At 65.3% G+C, this 24,776-nt stretch carries 14 protein-coding genes; 10 read left to right on the plus strand and 4 right to left on the minus strand.

Annotated elements, in window-relative coordinates; translation table 11 throughout:
- The first annotated feature begins 12 nt into the window (after positions 1 to 12).
- The 7 genes from treZ to E5221_RS18335 all read left to right on the plus strand — a co-directional run bounded on the left by treZ (position 13) and on the right by E5221_RS18335 (position 11,502).
- Positions 13 to 1,755 carry a malto-oligosyltrehalose trehalohydrolase gene (treZ, locus tag E5221_RS18305; RefSeq protein WP_038409969.1) on the plus strand — a complete coding sequence of 581 codons (1,743 nt, stop codon included), beginning with the start codon at positions 13 to 15 and terminating at the stop codon, positions 1,753 to 1,755.
- Positions 1,752 to 3,821, plus strand: coding sequence for a 4-alpha-glucanotransferase (gene malQ / locus E5221_RS18310; protein WP_061551135.1), 2,070 nt, complete (start codon positions 1,752 to 1,754; stop codon positions 3,819 to 3,821). Before treZ ends, malQ begins: the two co-directional genes overlap by 4 nt.
- Positions 3,818 to 6,592 carry a malto-oligosyltrehalose synthase gene (locus E5221_RS18315; RefSeq protein ID WP_247846198.1) on the plus strand — a complete coding sequence of 925 codons (2,775 nt, stop codon included), beginning with the start codon at positions 3,818 to 3,820 and terminating at the stop codon, positions 6,590 to 6,592. Before malQ ends, E5221_RS18315 begins: the two co-directional genes overlap by 4 nt.
- 14 nt (positions 6,593 to 6,606) lie before the next feature.
- Positions 6,607 to 6,855 (plus strand): DUF2934 domain-containing protein, encoded by a 249-nt coding sequence (locus E5221_RS18320; RefSeq protein ID WP_061551133.1) that lies wholly within the window; start codon positions 6,607 to 6,609, stop codon positions 6,853 to 6,855.
- Between the two features lie 153 nt (positions 6,856 to 7,008).
- Positions 7,009 to 9,162 (plus strand): glycogen debranching protein GlgX, encoded by a 2,154-nt coding sequence (glgX, locus tag E5221_RS18325; protein WP_013973331.1) that lies wholly within the window; start codon positions 7,009 to 7,011, stop codon positions 9,160 to 9,162.
- A 153-nt stretch (positions 9,163 to 9,315) separates the two neighbouring features.
- The gene (locus E5221_RS18330; RefSeq protein ID WP_015271002.1) at positions 9,316 to 10,125 is read left to right on the plus strand and encodes an endonuclease/exonuclease/phosphatase family protein; all 810 of its coding nucleotides are present in this window, start codon (positions 9,316 to 9,318) and stop codon (positions 10,123 to 10,125) included.
- Between the two features lie 300 nt (positions 10,126 to 10,425).
- Entirely contained in the window at positions 10,426 to 11,502 is a 1,077-nt protein-coding gene (locus E5221_RS18335) for an autotransporter outer membrane beta-barrel domain-containing protein (protein WP_013973333.1), read from the plus strand.
- Between the two features lie 117 nt (positions 11,503 to 11,619).
- Here the strand turns inward: E5221_RS18335 and glgB are convergent, their stop codons facing one another.
- The 3 genes from glgB to E5221_RS18350 all read right to left on the minus strand — a co-directional run bounded on the left by glgB (position 11,620) and on the right by E5221_RS18350 (position 19,339).
- Entirely contained in the window at positions 11,620 to 13,830 is a 2,211-nt protein-coding gene (glgB, locus tag E5221_RS18340) for a 1,4-alpha-glucan branching protein GlgB (RefSeq protein WP_061551132.1), read from the minus strand.
- Positions 13,831 to 17,148: a maltose alpha-D-glucosyltransferase gene (gene treS, locus E5221_RS18345; protein WP_247846201.1), complete on the minus strand. Its 3,318-nt coding sequence runs from the start codon at positions 17,146 to 17,148 to the stop codon at positions 13,831 to 13,833.
- Positions 17,149 to 17,320: 172 nt separating this feature from the next.
- On the minus strand, positions 17,321 to 19,339 hold the full coding sequence (locus E5221_RS18350) for an alpha-1,4-glucan--maltose-1-phosphate maltosyltransferase (RefSeq protein WP_061551130.1): 2,019 nt from the start codon (positions 19,337 to 19,339) through the stop codon (positions 17,321 to 17,323).
- Between the two features lie 140 nt (positions 19,340 to 19,479).
- On the opposite strand from E5221_RS18350, the gene E5221_RS18355 reads away from it, so the two are divergent.
- Positions 19,480 to 19,641 carry a hypothetical protein gene (locus E5221_RS18355; RefSeq protein ID WP_015271006.1) on the plus strand — a complete coding sequence of 54 codons (162 nt, stop codon included), beginning with the start codon at positions 19,480 to 19,482 and terminating at the stop codon, positions 19,639 to 19,641.
- A gap of 340 nt (positions 19,642 to 19,981) precedes the next feature.
- Here the strand turns inward: E5221_RS18355 and E5221_RS18360 are convergent, their stop codons facing one another.
- A complete protein-coding gene (locus tag E5221_RS18360; protein ID WP_247846202.1) occupies positions 19,982 to 21,664 on the minus strand; it encodes an AMP-binding protein in 1,683 nt (560 codons plus the stop codon).
- Positions 21,665 to 21,984: 320 nt separating this feature from the next.
- Between E5221_RS18360 and E5221_RS18365 the strand changes: the two genes are divergently transcribed.
- Positions 21,985 to 23,148 (plus strand): isovaleryl-CoA dehydrogenase, encoded by a 1,164-nt coding sequence (locus tag E5221_RS18365; protein ID WP_025339821.1) that lies wholly within the window; start codon positions 21,985 to 21,987, stop codon positions 23,146 to 23,148.
- A 19-nt stretch (positions 23,149 to 23,167) separates the two neighbouring features.
- The gene (locus E5221_RS18370) at positions 23,168 to 24,775 is read left to right on the plus strand and encodes a carboxyl transferase domain-containing protein (protein WP_046615628.1); all 1,608 of its coding nucleotides are present in this window, start codon (positions 23,168 to 23,170) and stop codon (positions 24,773 to 24,775) included.
- The last annotated feature ends 1 nt before the right edge of the window (position 24,776 follow it).

The following is a 24,776-nucleotide window of genomic DNA, read 5'->3' on the forward strand; positions in this document are numbered from 1 at the left end:
GGGGAATCGAAGATGCACAGACATGGCGCACACCTGCTGGACGCCACGTCGGCGCGCTTCGCCCTCTGGGCCCCGGATGCGCGCAGCGTGAGCGTGGAACTGGAGCAGCAGCCGGCCATCGAGCTGTTGCCCGACGATGATGGCTGGTTCACCGGCGTGGCCCCGTGCCAGGCCGGTGACCGTTACCACTACCGTATCGACGGTGCACTGAAGGTGGCCGACCCGGCCTCGCGCTATCAGCCCGATGGTGTGCAGGGGCCGAGCCAGGTGGTGAATGTGGCCAGCTATGCCTGGCGACACCCCTGGCAAGGCCGGCCCTGGCACGAGGCGGTCATACAGGAGCTGCATGTCGGCCTGCTCGATGGCTACGCCGGGGTCGCCCGGCAACTGCCGCGGCTGGCCGAACTGGGCATCAGTGCCGTCGAACTGATGCCGCTGGGGCAGTTCCCCGGCGAGCGCAACTGGGGTTACGACGGCGTGTTACCCTATGCGCCGCAAAATACCTATGGCAGCCCCGAGCAGCTGTGTGCGCTGGTCGACCAGGCACATGGCCACGGGCTGATGGTGCTGGTCGATGTGGTGTACAACCACTTCGGCCCTGACGGCAATTACCTGCACCAGTACGCTAGCCCGTTCTTCCGCGAAGACCGGCAGACCCCCTGGGGCGCAGCCATCGACTTCCGTCGCCCGCAGGTGCGCGAATTCTTCATCCAGAACGCCCTGATGTGGCTGTGCGACTACCGCTTTGACGGCCTGCGCCTGGATGCCGTGCACGCCATCGACCAGCCCGACTTTCTGGTCGAGCTGGCGCAAAGGGTACGCGCTGCGGTGGAACCGGGCCGCCACGTATGGCTGGTACTTGAGAACGAACACAACCAGGCCTTCCTGCTGGAGCAAGGCTTCGACGCCCAGTGGAACGACGACGGCCACAATGCCCTGCATGTGCTGCTGACCGGCGAAACCGAAGGCTACTACGCCGACTACCAGCAGCGTCCCATCGACCAGCTGGCCCGCTGCCTTGCCGAAGGTTTCGTGTTCCAGGGCCAGGCCAACCGCCATGGCACGCCCCGCGGCGAGCCCAGCGCGCACCTGCCACCCAGCGCTTTCGTGCTGTTCCTGCAGAACCATGACCAGGTCGGCAACCGCGCCCTGGGCGAGCGCCTGACCCGCCTGTGCCCACCGCAGGCGCTGCGGGCAGCCACCGGGCTGTTGCTGCTGGCGCCGATGATTCCGCTGCTGTTCATGGGCGACGACGATGGCAGCTGCCGGCCGTTCCTGTTCTTCACCGACTTCCATGACCAGCTGGCCGACGCCGTGCGCGAAGGCCGGCGCGGCGAGTTCGCCCATTTCGCCGCCTTCGCCGACCCCGAGCAGCGCCAACGCATCCCCGACCCCAACGCCGAACAGACCTTCGAGGCCTCCCGCCCGCAAGGCAAGGAAGTGATCGCCGGCTGGCACGGCCTGTACCAGCACCTGCTCGAACTGCGCCGCCGCCATGTGATCCCGCACCTGCCCGGCAGCCGCGCGCTGGGCGCCGAAGTACACGGCGACAAGGCCCTGACCGCACGCTGGTGCCTGGGCAATGGCACCACCCTGCGCATCGACCTGAACCTGGCCGCCACCCCGCAGGTGGTCGAGTTGCCCGCGCCGGCCAACCGCCTGTTCGACAGCAGCGACACCCGGCACCCCGATACCCATCTGGCCGCATACAGCTGCGTGGTCAGCCTGCTTCCCCCTGCCCAGGAGCGCCCATGAGCGAAACCGCCCTGCACCGTCTGGCGAGCCGCGTCGGGCTGAGCCGCGACTGGATCGACGCCAATGCCCGGCCCCAGCGTGTCAGCGACGAGGTACTGCGCAACATACTTGAAGGCCTTGGCCACCCTGCCAACGATGACGCCGCCATCGCCGCCAGCCTGCGCGCCGTGGACGCTGCCGAAGACAGTGAGCACCTGCCGCCGCTGCTGACCGCCGACCTAGGCCAGCCATTGGCACTGGCGCGCTACTTCAGCGCCGCCAGCGTCGCGCACTGCACCCTGGAGGACCACAGCGCCCTCACCCTCAGCCTCGACGACCAGGCCCGCCTGCCCGGCGCGCTGCCCATCGGCTACCACCAGGTGGAAATCGACAGCCGCCGCTTCACCGTGGCCGTGGCCCCGCTGCGCTGCCACAGCCTTGAAGACCAGGTGCAACAGCCGCCACCGCGCTGCTGGGGCCTGGCAGTGCAGCTGTACAGCTTGCGCCGCCCCGGCGATGGCGGCTATGGCGACTGCCTGGCCCTGGAACAACTGGCCCGCGCGGCTGCCGAACGCGGCGCCGATGCCTTGGCCATCAGCCCGATCCACGCCCTGTCGGCCATCGACCAGACGCACTACAGCCCCTACTCGCCCTCCAGCCGCCTGCTGCTCAATACCCTGTACGCCAGCCCAGCCGCGCTGCTCGGCGAGCGGGAGGTGCGCGTGGCCATCGAAGCCTGCGGCCTGGAGCAACAGCTCGAAGACCTTGAGCAAGGCCCGCTGGTAGACTGGCCGCGTGCCGCCAGCGCCCGACAGCGCCTGCTCGAAGCCCTGTACCAGGGCTTCAGCCAGGGCGACCACCCGCTGCGCAAGGATTTCGACAGCTTCCGCGAAGCCGGTGGCCAGGCCCTGGAGCACCATTGCCGCTTCGAGGTGCTGCAGGCCCAGGCCGTGGAGCATGGCCTGGGCGCCGACTGGCGCCACTGGCCCAAGGCCTGGCACGACCCATACCACCCGGAAGTGGAGGCCTTCGCCAACGCCTACCCGGCCAAGATCGAGTTCCATGCCTTCTGCCAATGGCTGACCGAACGGGGCCTGCAACGCGCCCAGGAAGCAGCGCGCGGCAACGGCATGGCGGTCGGCCTGATCGCTGACCTGGCGGTGGGCGCCGACGGTGCCGGCAGCCAGGCCTGGAGCCGCCAGGACGAGCTGCTGGCAGGCCTGAAGGTGGGTGCACCGCCTGACATCCTCAACCGTGCCGGCCAGGACTGGGGCATCTGCGCCTTCTCGCCTGAAGGGCTCAAGCGCAACGGCTACCGCGCTTTCATCGAAATGCTCCGGGCCAACCTCGCCCACGCCGGCGGCCTGCGCATCGACCATGTCATGGGCCTGCGCCGGCTGTGGCTGATCCCGCAGGGGGCCAAGCCCAGCGAAGGCGCCTACCTCAACTACCCGCTGGATGATCTGTTACGCCTGCTGGCCCTGGAGTCGGTGCGCCACCAGGCAATCATCCTCGGCGAAGACCTGGGCACCGTGCCGGACGGCCTGCGCGAGCAACTGGCGGCCAAGGCCGTGCTGGGCATGCGCGTGCTGCCCTTCGAGCAGACCCAGCCCGGCCATTTCAAGCCGATTCTCGACTGGCCGGACAACGCCCTGGCCACCACCGGCACCCACGACCTGGCGCCGCTGGCCGGCTGGCTGGAAAACCGCGACATCGACTGGAGCCACCGCCTGCAACTGATCGATGCTGCCACCGAACTGCACTGGCGCCACGAGCGGCAGAAGGAGCACGATGGTTTGCGCCGCACCCTGGAGGCCAACTACGGCACGCTGCCGAACAACGACGCGCTGATCGACGCTGCCATCCGTTACGTTGGCCACACCCGCGCACCGCTGGTGCTGGTTCCATTGGAAGACCTGCTGGGTTGCGACGAGCAACCCAACCTGCCGGGCACCACCGCCGGCCACCCCAACTGGCGCCGACGCTTTGCCCGGCCGGTACGTGAACTGCTCGACGACGAAGACGCTGCGCGGCGCCTGGAACTGCTGGCCCAGGCCCGCGAACAGGCTTGGGAGCGTGACCGATGAAAGCGCTGACCGCGACCCTGCGCCTGCAGTTTCACAGTGACTTCACCCTCGATCAGGCCGTGCCGCTGGTGCCGTACTTCGCCCAATTGGGCATCAGCCACCTGTATGCCTCGCCCATCCTCAAGGCCCGCGCCGGCTCGCGCCATGGCTACGACGTGGTCGACCCGACCTGCGTCAACCCCGAGCTGGGCGGCGAAGCGGCGCTGCAACGGCTGGTCGCCGCCCTGCGTCAGCACGGCATGGGGCTGATCCTCGACACGGTGTCCAACCACATGGCCGTGGGCGGTGCCGACAACCCCTGGTGGCAGAGCCTGCTGGCCTGGGGTCGGCGCAGCCCGTATGCAGAGTTCTTCGACATCCAGTGGCACTCCAGCGACCCACTGCTGGCCGGCCAGTTGCTGTTGCCGTTCCTCGCCAGCGACTATGGCGTGGCGCTGAAAAATGGCGAGATACCGCTCGAGTTCGACAAGCACCATGGGCTGCTGCAGGTCGCCCATTACCAACACCGCTTCCCGATCTGCCCGGTCGATTATGGCTGGATTCTCGCCCTCAGCCCGGAGCCGGCGCTCAAGGCCCTGGCCGAACGCTTCACCGCGTTGAACTCATCGGCCACGCCGCTGGCCGACGCCCTGCCCCTGCAAGCTGAACTGGCGCGCCTGGCGGGCGAAGGCGCTGACCTCGAATCGGCTCTGGTGGCGTTCGACAGCCGCAGCGAGAGTGGCTTCAAGCGCCTGCACCTGCTGCTGGAACGCCAGACCTACCGCCTGGCCAGCTGGCGCACCGCCGCCGACGACATCAACTGGCGGCGCTTCTTCGACATCAACGAGCTGGGCGGCCTGCGGGTGGAACGCGCGGTGGTGTTCGAGGCCACCCACGCCAAGCTGTTCGAACTGATCGAGCGCGGCCTGGTGGACGGCCTGCGCATCGACCATATCGACGGCCTGGCCGACCCGCGCGGTTACTGCCGCAAGCTGCGCCGACGGGTCGATGGCCTGCTGGCACGGCGGCCGTTGAATGCCGCCCTGGAGCATTTCCCGATCTACGTGGAGAAGATCCTCGGCGCCAACGAGCACCTGCACCGCGACTGGCTTACCGATGGCACTACCGGCTATGAATTCATGAACCAGGTTTCGCTGCTGCAGCACGATCCGGCAGGCGAAGCAGCGCTGACCGAGCTGTGGGCCAATGTGAGCGAACGCCCCGACTTCCCCGAAGAAGTACGTCAGGCCCGCCACCTGGTACTCAATGCCAGCCTGGCCGGCGACTGCGAGTCGGTGGCCCAGGCACTGTTGCAGGTGGCGCGCAACGACCTGATGACCCGCGACCTGACCCTGGGCGCGATTCGCCGTGCCTTGCAGGCGCTGGTGGCGCATTACCCGGTGTATCGCACCTACTTCAATGCCTGCGGGCGCCCGGCAGAAGACGAAAGGTTTTTCCAGCAGGCCCTGACCAATGCCCGCCTCGACCTCGGCGAAGCCGACTGGCCACTGCTCGAGCACCTGCAACAATGGCTGGGCGGGCAAGCCTGGCGCCGCCTGCCAGCAGGCCGGGCGCGCAAGCAGCTACGCCACGCCTGCGTGCGCTTCCAGCAACTGACCGCGCCCAGCGCCGCCAAGGCCGTGGAAGACACCGCCTTCTACCGCAGCGCGCGGCTGCTGTCGCGCAACGATGTGGGCTTCGACGCCGAGCGTTTCAGCGCCCCGCTCGAGCACTTCCACAACGAGGCCCAGCGGCGCCTGCGCGACTTCCCCGACAACCTGCTGGCAAGCGCCACCCATGACCACAAGCGCGGCGAAGACACTCGTGCACGCCTGGCCGTGCTCAGCGAGCGCGGCCCGTGGCTGGCCAGCCGAATGGAACACTGGCGCGAACTGGCCACGCCGTTGCGCACGCAACTGGATGACGGCCCGGCGCCCAGCCCCGGCGACGAGCTGATGCTGTTGCAGACCTTGCTGGGCAGCTGGCCGCTGGACCTCGACCTGCACGATGTCAACGCCCTTGGCCAGTACGCCGAACGCATTCGCCAGTGGCAGCAGAAAGCCCTGCGCGAGGCCAAGCTGCGCAGCAGCTGGAGCGCGCCGAACGAAGCCTACGAAAGCGCCTGTGCCCGCTACATCGATGGCCTGCTGCTGGACGGCGAGAACCAGCAGCTGCGCAAGTCGCTGGCCGACGCCGCACAGCTGCTGGCCTGCCCCGGTGCCCTCAACGGCCTGGTACAGGCCCTGCTGCGCATGACCACGCCGGGCGTACCGGACCTGTACCAGGGCAACGAATACTGGGATTTCAGCCTGGTCGACCCGGATAACCGGCGCGCCGTGGACTACGCGTGCCGGCGTCGCACCCTGGACGATGCAACGCCGGTTGCCGAACTGCTGGAACACTGGCGCGATGGCCGCCTCAAGCAGGCGCTGATCGCCCGGGTGCTGGACTGCCGCCAGGCCCATGCCGAGCTGTTCCGTCGTGGCGCCTACCTGCCCCTGACCGTGCAGGGTCGGCATGCCGACAAGGTGATCGCGTTCGCTCGCCTTGGCGAGGGCGAACGGGCCGTCATCATCGCGCCACGCCTGGCCAGTACCCTGCTGGCAGGTGCACCGATACCCCTGATCCCGGCACAGAACTGGGACGACACCCGGGTAAACCTGCCGTTTGCCTTGTCGCCTGCCAACTCGACGGGACTTTTCCCCAGTGCCGCGGTCAGCTCTTGCAGGGAGCTGATGTTGAGCGCCGTGCTGGCGGAGTTTCCGGTCAACCTGCTGATACAACAATCTTGAACATCAGGAGCGTCATGATGAGTGTTGATGAAAAACGTATCCGCGAATTTGCCTACCAGATCTGGGAGTCCGAGGGTAAGCCCGCCGGCCAGGAAGACCGCCATTGGGACATGGCTCGCAAGCTGGCCGAAGCCGAGGCACTGGCACCCAAGGCGGCGCCGCGCAAACGGGCCCCGGCCAAGCCCAAGGTAGCGGCTGAACCGGTTGAGAAGGCCGTGGCTGTGAAGAAACCCCGGGCGGTGAAAAAGCCGGCTGCCGGTTGAGCCTGCACCGGCCTCTTCGCGGGTAAACCCGCTCCCACAGGTACCCCGTCATCCTCAAGCCTGGCGCTATCCCTGTAGGAGCGGGTTCACCCGCGAAGAGGCCGGTACAGGCCTACGCAGCTCCCTCCACCACCACGGCCACAGAGGACCGCCATGAGCCCCCGCACCCCGAAGAAAACCCGCTCGGTAGCCCCGTCGCGTATCCGCGAAGGCCTGCCCTTCCCCCTCGGCGCCACCTGGGATGGCCTTGGGGTCAACTTTGCCCTGTTCTCGGCCAATGCCACCAAGGTCGAGCTGTGCCTGTTCGACTCCACCGGCGAGCACGAAATCGAACGCATCGAGCTCCCCGAATACACCGACGAGATCTACCACGGCTACCTGCCTGACGCTCACCCAGGGCTGGTCTACGGCTACCGCGTGCACGGCCCCTACGAGCCGGAGAACGGCCACCGCTTCAACCCCAACAAACTGCTGATCGACCCGTATGCCAAGCAACTGGTCGGCAGCCTGCAATGGTCCGAAGCACTGTTCGGCTACACCATCGGCCACCCCGACGGCGATCTGTCGTTCGACGAGCGCGACAGCGCGCCCTTCGTGCCCAAGTGCAAGGTGATCGACCCTGCATTCACCTGGGGCCGCGACCAGCGCGTGCAGATCCCCTGGGAGCGTACGATCATTTATGAGGCCCACACCCGTGGCATCAGCATGCGCCACCCAGCGGTGCCGGAAGAACTGCGCGGCACCTTCGCCGGCCTGGCCAATGACGAGTTGCTCAAGCACATCAAGGAGCTGGGCGTTTCCAGCATCGAGCTGCTGCCGATTCACGCCTTCGTCAACGACCAGCACCTGCTGGACAAGGGCCTGAACAACTACTGGGGCTACAACAGCATCGCCTTCTTTGCGCCCCACCCGCGTTACCTGGCCAGCGGCAAGATCGCCGAGTTCAAGGAAATGGTCGCACACCTGCACGACGCCGGGCTGGAGGTGATCCTGGATGTGGTCTACAACCACACCGCCGAAGGCAACGAGCGCGGCCCCACGCTGTCGATGCGCGGTATCGACAACGCCTCGTACTACCGCCTGATGCCGGACGACAAGCGCTATTACATCAACGATTCCGGCACCGGCAACACCCTGGACCTGAGCCACCCCTGCGTGCTGCAGCTGGTCACCGACTCGCTGCGCTACTGGGCCGGCGAAATGCACGTGGACGGCTTCCGCTTCGACCTGGCGACCATCCTTGGCCGCTACCACGACGGCTACAGCGAACGCCACGGCTTCCTCGTCGCCTGCCGCCAGGACCCGATGCTGAGCCAGGTGAAGCTGATTGCCGAACCATGGGACTGCGGCCCGGGCGGCTACCAGGTGGGCAACTTTGCCCCGGGCTGGGCAGAGTGGAACGACCGCTTCCGCGACACCGTGCGCGCCTTCTGGAAAGGCGACGAAGGCCAACTGGCCGACTTTGCCTCGCGCATGACAGCCTCGGGGGACATGTTCAACAACCGTGGCCGGCGTCCCTATGCCTCGGTCAACTTCGTCACCGCCCACGACGGCTTCACCTTGCGCGACCTGGTGTCGTACAACCACAAGCACAACGAGGACAACGACGAGAACAACCAGGACGGCACAGATAACAACCTGTCATGGAACTGCGGTGTCGAGGGGCCAACCGACGACCCGGCCGTGAATGCCCTGCGCATGCGCCAGATGCGCAACTATTTCGCAACCCTGCTGCTGGCCCAAGGCACGCCGATGATCGTCGCCGGTGACGAGTTCAGCCGTACCCAGCACGGCAACAACAATGCCTATTGCCAGGACAGCGAGATCGGCTGGGTGAACTGGGACCTGGACCAGGAGGGCAAAGAGCTGCTGGCTTTCGTCAAGCGCCTCACCCGCCTGCGCCTGGCCTACCCGGTACTGCGCCGCTCGCGCTTCCTGGTTGGCGACTACAATGAGGCGATCGGTGTCAAGGATGTGACCTGGCTGGCACCGGATGGCAACGAGATGAGCGTGGAACAATGGGAAGACCCGCACGGGCGTTGCCTGGGCATGTTGATCGATGGCCGTGCCCAGGTCAGCGGCATTGCCAGGCCAGGCGCCGAGGCCACCGTGCTGCTGATCGTCAATGCCCACCATGACATCGTGCCGTTCCAGCTGCCAACCGTGCCCGAGGGGGATTACTGGAGTTGCCTGGTCGATACCGACCGGCCAGAGCTGCGCAAGGGGCAGCATCTGCAGTTCGACAGCACCTTCGAGGTGAAGGGGCGGTCGTTGCTGCTGATGGTGTTGCAGCGTGATGAGGAGTGAACCTGACAGGTTGGTACCTGTCCCTTGTAGGAGCAGCCTTGTGCTGCGAAGAGGCCTTCACCGGCACAGCAAGTGGTTTGCCTTATCGGCCCTTTCGCAGCACAAGGCTGCTCCTACAAGGATCCGCGCAAACCCGTTGACCGAGGAGTAACCGTGAACCCCGAAGCCGGCAGTAAAGGTTTCGCCAGTGTCAACCAGGCCCCGGCCGTGAAGCGGCTGCGGGTGCTGACGGTGAATACCCACAAGGGCTTCACCGCCTTCAACCGGCGCTTCATCCTGCCGGAACTGCGCGAGGCGGTGCGCAGCACCCAGGCCGACATCGTCTTTCTCCAGGAGGTGCTCGGCAGCCACGACCGCCACGCCGCGCGCTACCCCGGCTGGCCGCAGACCTCGCAGTACGAGTTCCTCGCCGACAGCATGTGGAGCGACTTCGCCTACGGGCGCAACGCGGTCTACCCCGACGGCCACCACGGCAACGCGCTGCTGTCCAAATACCCGATCATCGAACATCGCAACCTCGACGTGTCGATCACCGGCCCCGAACGACGTGGCCTGCTGCACTGCGTCCTCGACGTGCCTGGCCAGCATCAGGTGCATGCCATCTGCGTGCACCTGTCGTTACTGGAAAGCCACCGCCAGAAGCAGCTGCAACTGCTGCGCAAGCTGCTCGAATCCTTGCCCGCCGACGCCCCGGTGATCATCGCTGGCGACTTCAACGACTGGAAATCCCACGGCAACCGCACCTTGGGCCTGCAGCGTGACCTGCACGAGGCCTTCGAACGCCACCATGGCCACCTGGCCCGCACCTATCCTGCGCGGCTGCCGCTGTTGCGACTGGACCGTGTCTACCTGCGCAACGCCGAAAGCCACGGGCCGCGGATTCTGGGGCACAAACCTTGGTCGCACCTGTCGGACCACCTGCCGTTGTCGGTCGAAGTCAGGCTTAGCAATCATTCTTCATAGCCGCAGCACGGCAAATAGCGAACCTGGCTATACCTAGCCGAATTATCTTGTGATTCAACAAGTTGAACAAAGCCACGGAACCTGAACACATCCTTCACGCTTTCTTGACGCAAGCGGCGCCCTCTCCTTAGCTGAACATATCTAGCAGTAATGATCTCGCGCAGGGCCTCTAGCTCGCGCCTTCGTGCGCGCTGCGAAAAGCCAGGCGTGCTGGTTTGGGTCGCCCACTGTTTTTGCCGTACAGCTCGTGACAACAGGCCAGGTCCTAGGGCTGTAACACAAAAACAAAGGAGATCCGCCATGAAAAGCACCTCGAACCCCTTGCGCTTCGAAAGCATTTTCTACGCGGTTTCCACGTCGCTGCTTCTGGCAACCCCGGTGGAAACTATCGCGTATGAACTGCAGGACGACCCGACCTCGCCCGGCTTCCTGCACCAACCGGCAGTACCACAGCTTACGCTCGACCCGGTCAGCGCCAGTGGCTTGAGTATCGGTACCTTGAACGCGTTCTCGCAAAAGATGAGCGAACGCCATGGGCAGCCTGCACCGGACCTGGTCGCCAGCCAGTGGGCGCAGTTCTTCCCCACCACCGCGCGCAGTGGCGCGCAGCCTCCAGACCAGCTGGAGGCCCCCAGCCAGCAACTGATGATCGGCCCGGACCTGTTCGTGCGTGAAACTGCAGCGGGCAATGTGCACCGCGCGGGGATCTTCGTGGGGCAAAACAACCTGCAGACCAACTTCAACGGCATGCGCCAGCTGTTGGGCGACAAGCAACGCAACGCCGTGAACCTCAGCGGCGAAAGCCTGGGGGTGTACTGGAGCATGACCCATGAACAGGGCTGGCACCTGGATGCCGTGGCCATGGGTTCACGCATCGACGTCAACGGTCGAGGCGAAAACGGCCAGCGACTGGACGACAGCGGCCACGCGATGACCTTTTCGCTGGAAGGCGGCATCCCCATCGGCCTGGGTGGCGGCTGGGTGATCGAGCCACAGGCACAGTTGATCAACCAGCAGTTCTTCCCCGGCAGCCGGGCGCAGGAAGAGACCTTGCAGGCCTTCGACAGCCAGCCGAGCTGGAGCGGTCGGGTCGGCGCCAGGCTGTCCGGGCGTTATGAAGTACGCGGCATGCCGATCGAACCCTATGTGCGGACCAACGTGTGGTATGACTTCAGCAATGCCGATGAGGTGAAGCTGGACCAGGTCGACAAGATCTCCAGTTCGCGCTACTCGACCACGGTGGAACTGGGGTTGGGGCTGGTAGCGCGGGTGACACCCACGGTGGCGCTGTTTGTCAGTGCCGATTACAGCAGTGACGTGGACGATAATGATCTGAATGGGTTGATTGGCAGCCTTGGGGTGCGGATGCGGTGGTAGGCAGGGTCGGCCCTTTCGCGGGTGAACCCGCTCCCACAAGGACCGCACAGGGTCTGAAGCTTGTGCAATACCTGTGGGAGCGGGTTTACCCGCGAAGAGGCCAGTACTGGCAAAACATCAGGCTGGTTTCATTATCAGAACACCCAGCGGCGGCAGGTTCAGGGCCAGCGACTGCGGCTGCCCATGGCTGGCTATCTCGTCACTTTGCACGACCCCCAGGTTGCCGACATTGGACCCGGCATACAGCTCCGCATCACTGTTCAACAGCTCCTGCCAGCGTTCGCCGAACGGCACGCCAATGCGATACCCCTCGCGCGGCACCGGGGTGAAGTTGGCCACCACCAGCACCGGCTCGCCACTGCTGCTCCAGCGCAACCAGGCGTAAACGCTATTCTGCGCATCGTCACCAATCAGCCACTGGAACCCCTGCGGCTGGCAATCCTGCTCATGCAACGCCGGCACCTCGCGGTACAGGCGGTTGAGGTCGCCTACCAGGCGCTGTACACCCTGGTGCTCAGGGTACTGCAGCAGGTACCAGTCCAGCTCGCTATCGTGGTCCCACTCACGCCACTGGCCGAACTCGCAGCCCATGAACAGCAGCTTCTTGCCCGGATGCGCCCACATGAAGGTGAGGTAGGCACGCAGGTTGGCGAACTTCTGCCAGCGGTCGCCGGGCATCTTGTCGATCAGCGAATGCTTGCCGTGCACCACCTCGTCGTGGGAGATGGGCAGGATGAAGTGCTCGGAATAGGCATAGATCAGCCCGAAGCTCATCTCGTTGTGATGATAAGTGCGGTGCACCGGGTCGTTCTGAATGTAATGCAAGGTGTCGTGCATCCAGCCCATGTTCCACTTGTAGGCAAAGCCCAGGCCACCCTGCTGGGTCGGCTGGCTGACGCCGGGCCAGGCGGTGGACTCCTCGGCGATGATCAGCGCGCCCGGGGCCTCGTGGGCCGCCACGCCGTTGAGGTGGCGGATGAAGTCGATGGCCTCCAGGTTCTCGCGCCCGCCGTGGCGGTTGGGCACCCATTCGCCGGCCTTGCGCGAGTAGTCGCGGTACAGCATCGAGGCCACTGCATCGACACGCAGGCCATCGATGTGGAAGTGCTTCAGCCAGTGCAGCGCCGAGGCCATCATGAAGCCGCGCACTTCGTTGCGGCCAAGGTTGTAGATCAGCGTGTTCCAGTCCTGGTGGTAGCCCTCCAGGGGGTTGTCGTATTCGTACAGGGCGGTGCCGTCGAAACGCGCCAGGCCGTGTTCGTCGGTGGGGAAATGCGCCGGTACCCAGTCCAGCAGTACACCAATGCCCCCTTGGTGGCAGGCGTCGATGAACGCGGCGAAGTCCTCGGCGCTGCCGTAGCGCGAGGTGGGGGCGAACAGCGACAGCGGCTGGTAGCCCCAGGAGCCGCCGAAGGGGTGCTCCATGATCGGCAGCAGTTCGATGTGGGTGAAGCCCAGTTCCTGAACGTACGGCACCAGGCGCTCGGCCAGCTCGCGCCAGTTGTAATAGCGCCCGACCTCGCCCGCCTCATCCAGCTCGCAGCGCCACGACCCCGGGTGCAGTTCGTAGATCGACAGCGGCGCGCTGTAGGCATGGCGTTGCGCGCGTTGCGCCATCCAGTCGTGGTCTTGCCAGTCGTGGCTGAGCGCCCCTGCCACCTTGGATGCGGTGCTCGGCGGCAGTTCGGTGGCGCGCGCCAGCGGGTCGGCCTTCAGGGGCAGTATGCCGTCCTTGCCCAGCACCTCGAACTTGTAGGTTTCGCCCACGCCCAGGCGCGGCACGAACAGCTCCCACACCCCGGCGCTGTGGCGCAGGCGCATGGGGTGGCGGCGGCCATCCCAGTTGTTGAAGTCACCCACCACCGACACCCGCCGGGCGTTCGGTGCCCACACCGAGAAACACACGCCATCGACGCCATCGACCTGTATGGGTTGGGCGCCGAAGCGCCCGGACAGGTCGCGGTGGTTGCCTTCGGCGAACAGGTACAGGTCCATGTCGCCCAGTTGCGGGCCGAAGCTGTAGGGGTCTTCGGTAATCTGCTCGCCACCGGCCCAACCGATCTGCAGCAGGTACGGGTGTGCCTCATCGAGGTGCGCGGTGAACAACCCTGGCAGGCTGCCCTGCTCCATTTCGGCGAGGATGCGCCCGTCATGCCGGGCCAGGATGCGCACATTCAGGGCGTTGGGCAGGAAGGCGCGGACCACCTGCCCGCCGGCGCCGTCGCCATGGGGGCCGAGTACCGCAAATGGATCGGCGTGCTCGGCGCGGGCCAGGGCGTCGAGGTCCCGTTGCCGAAGGCCGCCGTTTTCACGCGTGGTTGCATTCATCTATGACTCTCCCCAGGTACTGATCAGTCCATGCAGGCCATGCAAAGGCACGGCCAGCCAGCTCGGACGGTTCTCGGCTTCGTATGTGATTTCGTAGGCGGCTTTTTCCAGGCAGAACAGCTCCAGTGCAGCACGCTCGCCCTCGGCCTGTTGCCAGGCGTGAGGCATGGCCGCGGTGGCCAGGCCATAGGCTTCGACAAAGGCATGCCGCGACTGGTGCAGGTACTGCCTGGCAACCCGTTGCCGGGCTTGGCGCGCCGGGTCGGAAAGGTCGACCGCAGACGCGCTGCGCAAGATCATGGCAGCAGCATAGTCGAAGGATCGCAGCACGCCGCTGACATCTTTGTACGGGCTGTGTTTTGCCCGACGCTCTTGCAGCGGCCGGGCCGGTTCACCTTCGAAATCGATGATGTAGGCGTCGCCCTGCACCACCAGCACCTGGCCCAGGTGCAGGTCGCCGTGCACGCGCATCAGCAGGCCGCCCTGGGCCTGGCGGGTCAGGTTGGCGATGTGCTGGGCCAGGCCGTCGCGCTGTTGCTGCAAATCGTCGACCAGCGCCTGGCTTTCGCTGTCTAGGCTGTCGCGGTGCTGGGCCAGCAGGTCGAGGGCATGGGTGAGTTCGGCGCTGATCTGCGCACTCCAGCGTTCGCTGTCGTCGGCATCGCTTGGGCGCGGCTGGAAGGCTTCGTCATTGGTCGGTGCGGCCAGCAGCAGGTGCATCTCGCCCAGGCGCTGGCCGAGCAAGGCGGCAAAGCCGGTGAGTTCGGCCAGTGCATCGGTGTGCGCATCGGCGTCGAGGCTGGAGGGCTCCATCTGGTCGCGGATGGCCCGTTCCAGTGTGTTCTGAGTCCAGGCCCAGGCGTCACCCTGGTTGCTCAGGTAGCCCTGGGCGATCATCAGCAGGTGTGGCGCGCCCTGCTCGTCCACCCGGCTGACCCAGGCCAGCAGCGGCGAAATGTTGGCAAAGCCTGCGGCGGTCAGGTAGGCACTCATTTCCAGCTCGGGGTGCACGCCCGGGTTGACCCGGCGAATCAGCTTGAGCACCACCTGGTCGCCAATCACCACCGAGCTGTTGGACTGCTCGGCGCTGAGGTAGCGCACGCTGCTTTCGTCGTTCAACGCCAGGCTCGCCAACTGCTGCGTGCTTTCGAAACGCAGCTCGCCCTCGCCGTTGCCACAAGGCAGATGCATGCCGCCCTCACAGGCACGCAGCACCGCGCGGATGAATGGCTCGAGGACGAAGGCATCGGTGATCAGGCCAACCTGATGGGCACGGCGCACCCGCGCCAGGGCCAGCTGCTGCGGCAACGCGGTACTGATCTGCTCTTCGGGCAGCAGGCCGAACGGCAGCTGGTAGCGGGTAGCCACACCCTCGCTGAGCACTTCGATTTCACCGAGCAGCACCGGTGTGGTGGCGGTGCCGAAACGCACGCCGTAGCACAGGCGCACCTGGTCGATCGGCTCTTCCTTGCCGGCGAACCAGCGCCGCTTGGGCAGGTACTGCGGCAGGATGGCGCTTTGCAGGGTATCGCTGGAGGGGGCCTCCAGCAGTTCTTCCATGCGCTTTCGCAATACCAGTGTGGTCAATTCGGGTAACCCCTCGGTGGCCTGGATGTGCCAGCTGGGCATGCGGTCGTGGCTGGCCAGCAGGAACCAGTAGAAGGCGTAGGGTGGCAATGTCAGCAGGAACGGCAGTTGCCCGATTGGCGGGAAGGCACTGCCGCCGAGCATCTCCACCGGTACTTTGTCGGCGTATTGTGACAATTCCAGTTCAGCTGCCTGGGCGGCGCGGGAAACGTTGGCCACGCACAGGATGACTTCAGTGTTGCCATCGGCGTCGGTGTACTCGCGCAAGTAGGCGAGGATGCGCCGGTTGTTCGGCGTGAGGGTGCGCAGGCTGCCGCGGCCGAAGGCCTTCTGCTGCTTGCGCACCGCCAGCATGCGCCGGGTCCAGTTCAGCAGCGAATGCGGGTCGTTGGCCTGGGCTTCGACGTTGACGGTCTGGTAACCATACAGCGGGTCCATGATCGGCGGCAGTACCAGGCGCTGCGGGTCTGCACGGGAGAAACCGCCGTTGCGGTCCGGCGACCATTGCATGGGCGTGCGCACGCCGTCGCGGTCGCCCAGGTAGATGTTGTCGCCCATGCCCAGTTCGTCGCCGTAATACAGGGTGGGCGTGCCGGGCATCGACAGCAGCAGGCTGGTGAGCAGTTCGATGCGCCGGCGGTCGCGCTGCAGCAGCGGCGCGAGGCGGCGGCGGATGCCCAGGTTGATGCGGGCGCGGCGGTCTTCGGCGTAGTAGTTCCACAAGTAGTCGCGCTCGCGGTCGGTAACCATTTCCAGGGTCAGCTCATCGTGGTTGCGCAGGAAAATCGCCCATTGGCAGTTGGCGGGGATTTCCGGAGTCTGGCGCAGGATGTCGGTGATCGGGAAACGGTCTTCCATGGCCAGGGCCATGTACATGCGCGGCATCAACGGGAAGTGGAAGGCCATGTGGCATTCGTCGCCCTCGCCTTCGCCAAAGTACGGGCGGGTGTCCTCGGGCCATTGGTTGGCCTCGGCCAGCAGCATGCGGTCGGGGTAGTTGGCGTCGATTTCGGCGCGGATCGCCTTGAGCACGTCGTGGGTTTCGGCAAGGTTCTCGTTGTTGGTGCCGTCGCGCTCGATCAGGTAAGGGATGGCGTCCAGGCGCAGGCCATCGACACCCAGGTCCAGCCAGAAGCGCATCACCCCGATCACAGCCTTGAGCACTTGCGGGTTGTCGAAGTTGAGGTCGGGCTGGTGCGAGTAGAAGCGGTGCCAGAAGTACTGGCCGGCGACCGGGTCCCAGGTCCAGTTGGACTTCTCGGTGTCGAGGAAGATGATGCGCGTGCCGTCGTACTTCTGGTCATCATCCGACCACACGTAGAAGTCCCGTGCCTTGCTGCCGCGCTTGGCATGGCGGGCGCGCTGGAACCAGGGGTGCTGGTCGCTGGTGTGGTTGATGACTAGCTCGGTGATTACCCGCAGGCCGCGTTTGTGCGCCTCGGCGATGAAGCGGCGGGCATCGGCCAGGTTGCCGTAGTCGGGGTGAACGGCCTTGTATTCGGCGATGTCGTAGCCGTCGTCGCGGCGTGGCGAGGGATAGAACGGTAGCAGCCACAGGGTGTTGACGCCCAGCTCGGCGATGTAGTCGAGCTTGCTGATCAGGCCGGCGAAATCGCCGATGCCGTCGTTGTTCGAATCGAAGAACGACTTGATGTGCAGCTGGTAGATGACGGCGTCCTTGTACCACAGCGGGTCGTCGATGAAGGCTGCCGGGCGGGAACGCTTGGCCATGTGCGACTCCTTTCAATTTCTGGTTGCTCTGGCCCTGATGCACAAGCAACTGACTTGACACGATCCCTGTGGGAGCGGGTTTACCCGCGAACACTGGCGAAGCCGGTGCCATGCTCCGCGGCGCCTGCTTCGCGGGTAAACCCGCTCCCACAGGGGATGGCGTATCCCGTCGCTAACGGGCCTTTTCGATGCGCCAGATACCGAAAGGCAGATGCCAGGGTTCGATGCGCATCCATTGGGTCTTGCCGTACCACGACCAGCGATGTCCGTTCATCAAGTCCTCACCATGGGTTTCGGCGTTGTCATCCAGCCCCAGCTCCCAAAGCGGCAGCTCGAAATGCGCCTCCTGGGCGTTGTGCGGGTCGAGGCTGATTGCCACCAGGATGTAGTTGTCGCGCTCGGGCGTGCGCTTGGCGAAGTACAGGATGTTGTCGTTCCAGCAGTTGAAGAACGCCACGCCCAGGTGGGTCTGCAAGGCGCGGTTCTGCCGGCGGATGCGGTTGAGCTGGGCGATCTCGGCAATGATGTTGCCGGGTTGGCTGAAATCGCGTGGGCGGATTTCGTACTTCTCCGAATCCAGGTACTCCTCCTTGCCCGGCAGCGGTGTGCCTTCGCACAGTTCGAAGCCCGAATACATGCCCCACAGCCCCGACCCCATGGTGGCCAGTGCAGCGCGTATGAGGAAGCCGGCACGGCCGGAGCTATGCAGGAAGTACGGGTTGATGTCGGGCGTGTTGACGAAGAAGTTGGGCCGGTAGCACTGGCTCCATGGCGGCTGGTTGAGCTGCTCGAAGTATTCGCGCAGTTCCTGTTTGTGATTGCGCCAGGTGAAGTAGGTATAGCTCTGCGCGTACCCGACCTTGCCCAGGCGGGCCATCATCGCCGGTTTGGTGAAGGCTTCGGCGAGGAAGATGACCTCCGGGTGCCGGCTGCGCACATTGGCGATCAGCCATTGCCAGAATGGCAGTGGTTTGGTGTGCGGGTTGTCGACGCGGAAGGTCTTCACACCCTCCTCGACCCAGCCGACCACTACATCACGCAAAGCCAGCCACAGCGAGGGCACGGCCTCGGGCGCGTAGAAATCGACGTTGACGATGTCCTGGTATTTCTTCGGCGGGTTCTCGGCATAGCGGATAGTGCCATCCGGTCGCCAGCTGAACCAGCCGGGGTGCTCCTTGAGCCAGGGGTGGTCCTGGGAGCACTGGATCGCGAAGTCGAGGGCGATTTCCAGGCCATGCTCGGCCGCTGCGGCCACCAGGCGACGGAAGTCGTCGCGGCTGCCCAGTTGTGGGTGAATCGCCTCGTGACCACCTTCTGCGCTGCCGATGGCATACGGGCTGCCCGGGTCGCCGGGCTCCGCGGTGAGGGCGTTGTTGCGGCCCTTGCGGTGCTGCATGCCGATGGGATGGATCGGCGGAAAATACAGTACGTCGAAGCCCATGTCGCGGATCATCGGCAGGCGCTCGTGCACATCGTTGAACGTGCCGTGGCGCTCGGGGCTGTCGGTGACCGAACGCGGGAACAGCTCGTACCAGCTGGCGAACTGCGCGGCCGGGCGGTCGACATCGACGGGGAATTCGCGGCTGCGGGCCAGGTAGCTGCGGTGCTCGGCGTCGCTCATCAGGCGGGCGGTAGCGGGGTCGAGAAACAGTGCCACCTGGTCGTCGGCATTCAGCGTGGGCAGGCGCTGCTGCAACGCCTGGAGCTCCTCGCGCAGGGCACCGTTGCACAGCTCGATGCCCTTGCCCAGCATCAATCGGCCTTCCTCCAGCTCCAACCGGACCTCGACACCGGCGTGGTACTTCTTCTCCAGGTCGTGGCAGTAGGTAGCGAACGGGTCGATCCAGGCCTCGATGCTGAACAGGTGCGGGCCCAGTTCGGTGGGGGTGAACTCGGCCAGCCACAGGTCGTTGCCCGGCGATTGCATGGGTACGCAATGCCAGCGCCGGCTGTGGGCCTGGCGCCAGTTGAGCATCACGGCCAGGCGGTCGTGGCCGTCGCTGTAGACCTTGCTGCTGACCGCCACCGGCTGGCCACTGATGGCCTTGGCGGCGAAGGTGCCGGCCTCGAGCACGGGTTGGGTGTCTTCGATCACGATGCGCGGCGCCAGCAGCGCCTGGGACAGGCTGATGGCCTGGTCCGGGTGATCGTTGGCCATGGGCACGCTTTCGAAGGGCTCGTTTCGTGACATCGGACCTTGCTCCCTCAGGCTGGTGGCGGTAAGGGTTCAGAGCCGGGCACAGGCGTGGGGTTCAAAAAAATTGAGCGAACGGCAGCTGCGAGGGGTCGAAGCCTGCAGCACCTCTTCATTTACCCAAGCGAGGTCAGGCCATGAACATTCCCATTCCACCGGAGACTCCCGATCCCAACATCGACGACCCGAGCCTGCCGCCGCCCGTGCCGGAGGAAGAGCCGGACGAGCTGCCGATCAAACCGACCGTGCCGCCGACAGTGGGCGACCCGCCGAGCCAGGAACCACCGGTGAAGGCTTAAGGGTAGACCAGGATCTACGCAGGCAGGACCGGCCCTTTCGCGGGTGAACCCGCTCTCATAGAACAACACATGACTCATTGGTTCGGCGAGGTCCTGTAGGAGCAGCCTTGTGCTGCGAAGAGGCCGGGGCTGACAAAGCCTGTCTGTTGGCTGTACCGGCCTCTTCGCAGCACAAGGCTGCTCCTACAAAGGACGCATCAGACGAGCGATATTGGTTCTCTGCGCGAAAGCGCAGCCCAAAGGACTGGGCAATCTCCCACAGGGACCGCGCCGATTTCGAACGCGGCGCTGTACCTGCAGGAGCGGGTTTACCCGCGAAAGGGCCGGCAGCATCAATACATCAACCAGCAGTTAAAGCCGATATCTCCGCCACACTGATCTCCCGCATGCGGAACTTCTGCACCTTGCCGGTCACCGTCATCGGATACTCGTCGACAAAGCGGATATGCCGCGGCACCTTGAAGTGTGCAATGCGCGCCTTGCACCAGCCCTGTAACTCTTCGACCGTGGCACTGTGCCCCGGGTGCAGCTTGATCCAGGCGACGATCTCCTCGCCATACCGGTTGCACGGGATGCCGATCACCTGCGCATCGGCCACCGCCGGGTGGGTGTAGAAGAACTCTTCCAGTTCACGCGGGTAGATGTTCTCGCCGCCGCGAATGATCATGTCCTTGTTGCGCCCCACAATGCGCACGTAGCCGTGCTCGTCCATCACCGCCAGGTCGCCAGAATGCATCCAGCCGGCCGGGTCGATGGCATCTGCCGTGGCCTGGGGGTTGTCCCAGTAGCCGAGCATCACGCTGTAGCCGCGGGTGCACAGCTCGCCGATCTCGCCGCGCGGGACGATGCAGCCGTCGGCGTCCACCAGCTTGTTCTCCAGCTGCGGCTGGGTGCGGCCGACGGTGGTCACGCGCAGCTCCAGGTCGTCGTCCGGGCCGGTCTGCAGCGACACCGGGCTGGTCTCGGTCATGCCGTAGGCGATCTGCACTTCAGCCATGTGCATCTGGTCGATGACCCGGCGCATCACCTCGATCGGGCAGGTGGCGCCGGCCATGATGCCGCTGCGCAGGGTCGACAGGTCCATTTGCCCGCGCGCGGGGTGGTCGAGCATGGCGATGAACATGGTCGGCACGCCATAGAGGATGCTGGCGCGCTCTTCGGCCACGGCGCGCAGGGTGAGCTCGGCGTCGAAGGCGTCGTTGGGGTAGATCATGGTGCTGCCATGGGTGATGCAGCCGAGGTTGGCCATGACCATGCCGAAGCAGTGGTACAGCGGTACCGGGATCACCATGCGGTCGCGTGCGGTCAGGCCCAGGCTTTCGCCGACCATGAAGCCGTTGTTGAGGATGTTGTAGTGGCTGAGCGTGGCGCCCTTCGGTGCGCCGGTGGTGCCGGAGGTGTACTGGATGTTCACCGGCTGGTCGAACTGCAGGCTTTGCTGGCGCGCCGCATAGGCCTCGGTCGAGGTCTGCCCTGCCCGCTCGGCCAGCGCTTGCCAAGGCAGGAAGCCTGCCGGCGGGTTGGCGGCCAGGCTGACCACACCGCGCAGGTCGGGCAGGCGTTCACTGGCCATTTCACCGGGGGCGGCGCTGGCCAGCTCCGGCACCAGTTCCTGGACCATGGCGTGGTAGTCGGACGTCTTGAAGGCATCGGCACACACCAGCCAGCGGCAACCGGACTGGCGCAGCACGTATTCCAGCTCGCCCACGCGGTAGGCCGGGTTGATGTTGACCAGAATCGCACCGACCTTGGCGCTGGCCAGCTGCAGGATGCACCACTGGGCGCAGTTGGGCGACCAGATGCCGACCCGATCGCCGGTGTTCACGCCCAGGGCCATCAGGGCACGAGCATGCACCTCGACCTGCTCGGCCAACTGCCGCCAGCTGTAGCGCAGGCCCTGATGGCGCGACACCAGGGCCTCGCCGTCGGCACAACGGGCCACGGTGGCGTCGAAGGCCTGGCCGATGGTCTGGGTCAGCAAGGCTTGGTCCTGACGACCGCGGGTATAGCTTGGTTGACTCATGGGTGTCCCTTCTTGTGGTTGTTCTGGGCACGACTGAAGCAAGCGGGAATACTCTGGCGCAGATTTACGTTTACGTAAAGGTGATGAGTCGATTGACAGTGAGCGCATGCAGGTTTACGTTAACGTAAAGGTGAAAACGACATCGGGTTTGTCGGCCCACCACCGACCTTGTGGGAGCGGGTTTACCCGCGAATGCGATCATCCAGGCAATGACGGTGGCCCTGCTGACGCATTCGCGGGTAAACCCGCTCCCACAGGGCCGGTGGATAGCCCTTGAGCTACGGTGTTACCCAATTTCAAGAACAAGAAGGTGCCCCAGCATGCATTACCCCACCCTGAACTTCGCCCTGGGCGAAACCATCGACATGCTCCGCGACCAGGTGCGCACCTTCGTCGCCGCCGAACTGGCCCCACGCGCCGCGCAAATCGACCACGACAACCTGTTCCCTGCCGACATGTGGCGCAAGTTCGGCGACATGGGCCTGCTGGGCATCACCGTGCCGGAAGAATACGGCGGTGCCGGCCTGGGCTACTTGGCCCACGTGGTTTCGATGGAAGAAATCAGCCGTGGCTCGGCCTCGGTGGCCCTGTCCTACGGTGCCCACTCCAACCTCTGCGTCAACCAGATCAACCGCAACGGCAGCCACGAGCAGAAGCTCAAGTACCTGCCCAAGCTGATCAGCGGCGAGCACATCGGCGCCCTGGCCATGAGCGAGCCCAACGCCGGTTCCGACGTGGTATCGATGAAGCTGCGCGCAGAAAAGCGCGGCGACCACTACGTGCTCAACGGCAGCAAGACCTGGATCACCAACGGCCCGGACGCCAACACCTACGTGATCTACGCCAAGACCGACCTGGACAAGGGCGCGCACGGCATCACCGCGTTCATCGTCGAGCGTGACTGGAAAGGCTTCAGCCGCAGCAACAAGTTCGACAAGCTGGGCATGCGTGGCTCCAACACCTGCGAGCTGTTCTTCGACGGCGTCGAAGTGCCGGAAGAAAACATCCTCGGCCAGCTAAACGGTGGCGTGCGCGTGCTGATGAGCGGCCTGGACTACGAGCGCGTGGTGCTGTCCGGCGGCCCGACCGGCATCATGCAGAGCTGCATGGACCTGGTAGTGCCCTACATTCACGACCGCAAGCAGTTCGGCCAGAGCATCGGCGAGTTTCAGCTGATCCAGGGCAAGATCGCCGACATGTACACCCAGCTCAACGCCAGCCGCGCCTACCTGTATGCCGTGGCCCAGGCCTGCGACCGTGGCGAAACCACCCGCAAGGACGCCGCCGGGGTGATCCTGTACACCGCCGAGCGCGCCACGCAAATGGCCCTGGAGGCGATCCAGATTCTCGGCGGCAACGGCTATATCAACGAATTCCCGGCAGGCCGCCTGCTGCGCGACGCCAAGCTGTACGAGATCGGTGCCGGCACCAGCGAAATCCGCCGGATGCTGATTGGCCGCGAACTGTTCAACGAAACCCGCTGAGCACAAGGGACGGGCGCACATGGCTACCTTGCACACCCAGATCAACCCGCGTTCGGCAGAGTTCGCCAGCAACAGCGCGGCCATGCTCGAACAGGTCCAGGCCCTGCGCGGCCTGCTCGCCCAGGTGGCCCAGGGCGGTGGGCCCAAGGCTCAGGAGCGGCACACTTCGCGTGGCAAGCTGTTGCCACGCGAGCGTATCGACCGCCTGCTGGACCCGGGCTCGCCGTTCCTCGAAATCGGCCAACTGGCTGCCCATGAGGTGTATGGCGAAGACGTGCCCGCTGCGGGCGTGATCGCCGGCATCGGCCGCGTCGAAGGCGTGGAATGCATGATCGTGGCCAACGACGCCACGGTCAAAGGCGGTTCCTACTACCCGCTGACGGTGAAGAAGCACCTGCGTGCGCAGACCATCGCCCTGCAGAACCGCCTGCCGTGCATCTACCTGGTGGACTCCGGCGGCGCCAACCTGCCACGCCAGGACGAAGTGTTTCCCGACCGCGAGCACTTCGGGCGGATCTTCTTCAACCAGGCCAACATGAGCGCGCTGGGCATTCCGCAGATTGCCGTGGTGATGGGCTCGTGCACTGCCGGCGGTGCCTACGTGCCCGCGATGGCCGACGAAGCGATCATGGTGCGCCAGCAGGCGACCATCTTCCTCGCCGGCCCGCCACTGGTGAAGGCGGCCACCGGCGAGGTGGTTAGCGCCGAAGACCTTGGCGGTGCCGATGTGCACTGCCGCACCAGCGGCGTGGCCGACCACTATGCCGACAACGACGAACATGCCCTGGCCCTGGCCCGACGCAGCGTGGCCAACCTCAACTGGCACAAGCTGGGCAAGCTGCAGCGCCTGGCCCCGGTGGCACCGCTGTACGCCGCCGATGAGCTGTATGGCGTGGTGCCGGCCGATGCCAAGCAACCGTTCGACGTGCGCGAGGTTATCGCGCGTCTGGTCGACGGCTCGGTGTTCGACGAGTTCAAGGCGCTGTTCGGTACCACCCTGGTGTGCGGCTTCGCCCACCTGCACGGCTACCCGGTGGCGATCCTCGCCAACAACGGCATCCTGTTCGCCGAAGCGGCGCAAAAAGGCGCGCACTTCATCGAACTGGCCTGCCAGCGCGGCATCCCGCTGCTGTTCCTGCAGAACATCACCGGCTTCATGGTCGGCAAGAAGTACGAAGAAGGCGGCATCGCCAAGCACGGCGCCAAGCTGGTCACTGCCGTGGCCTGCGCCCAGGTGCCGAAGTTCACGGTGATCATTGGCGGCAGCTTTGGCGCCGGCAACTACGGCATGTGCGGCCGTGCCTACGACCCGCGCTTCCTGTGGATGTGGCCCAATGCGCGGATCGGCGTGATGGGGGCCGAACAGGCCGCCGGCGTGCTGGCCCAGGTCAAGCGCGAACAGAGCGAGCGCAGTGGCCACCCGTTCAGCGCCGAAGACGAAGCCCGGCTCAAACAGCCGATCCTTGACCAGTACGAGCACCAGGGCCACCCCTACTACTCCAGCGCCCGCCTGTGGGACGACGGTGTCATCGACCCGGCACAGACCCGCGACGTGCTCGGCCTGGCGTTGTCCGCCGCGCTGAACGCACCGATCGAACAGAGCCGCTTCGGCATTTTCCGGATGTGAC

The organism is Pseudomonas sp. A2, assembly GCF_023100865.1.
In the GTDB taxonomy this organism is placed as follows: Bacteria; Pseudomonadota; Gammaproteobacteria; order Pseudomonadales; family Pseudomonadaceae; genus Aquipseudomonas; species Aquipseudomonas asiatica.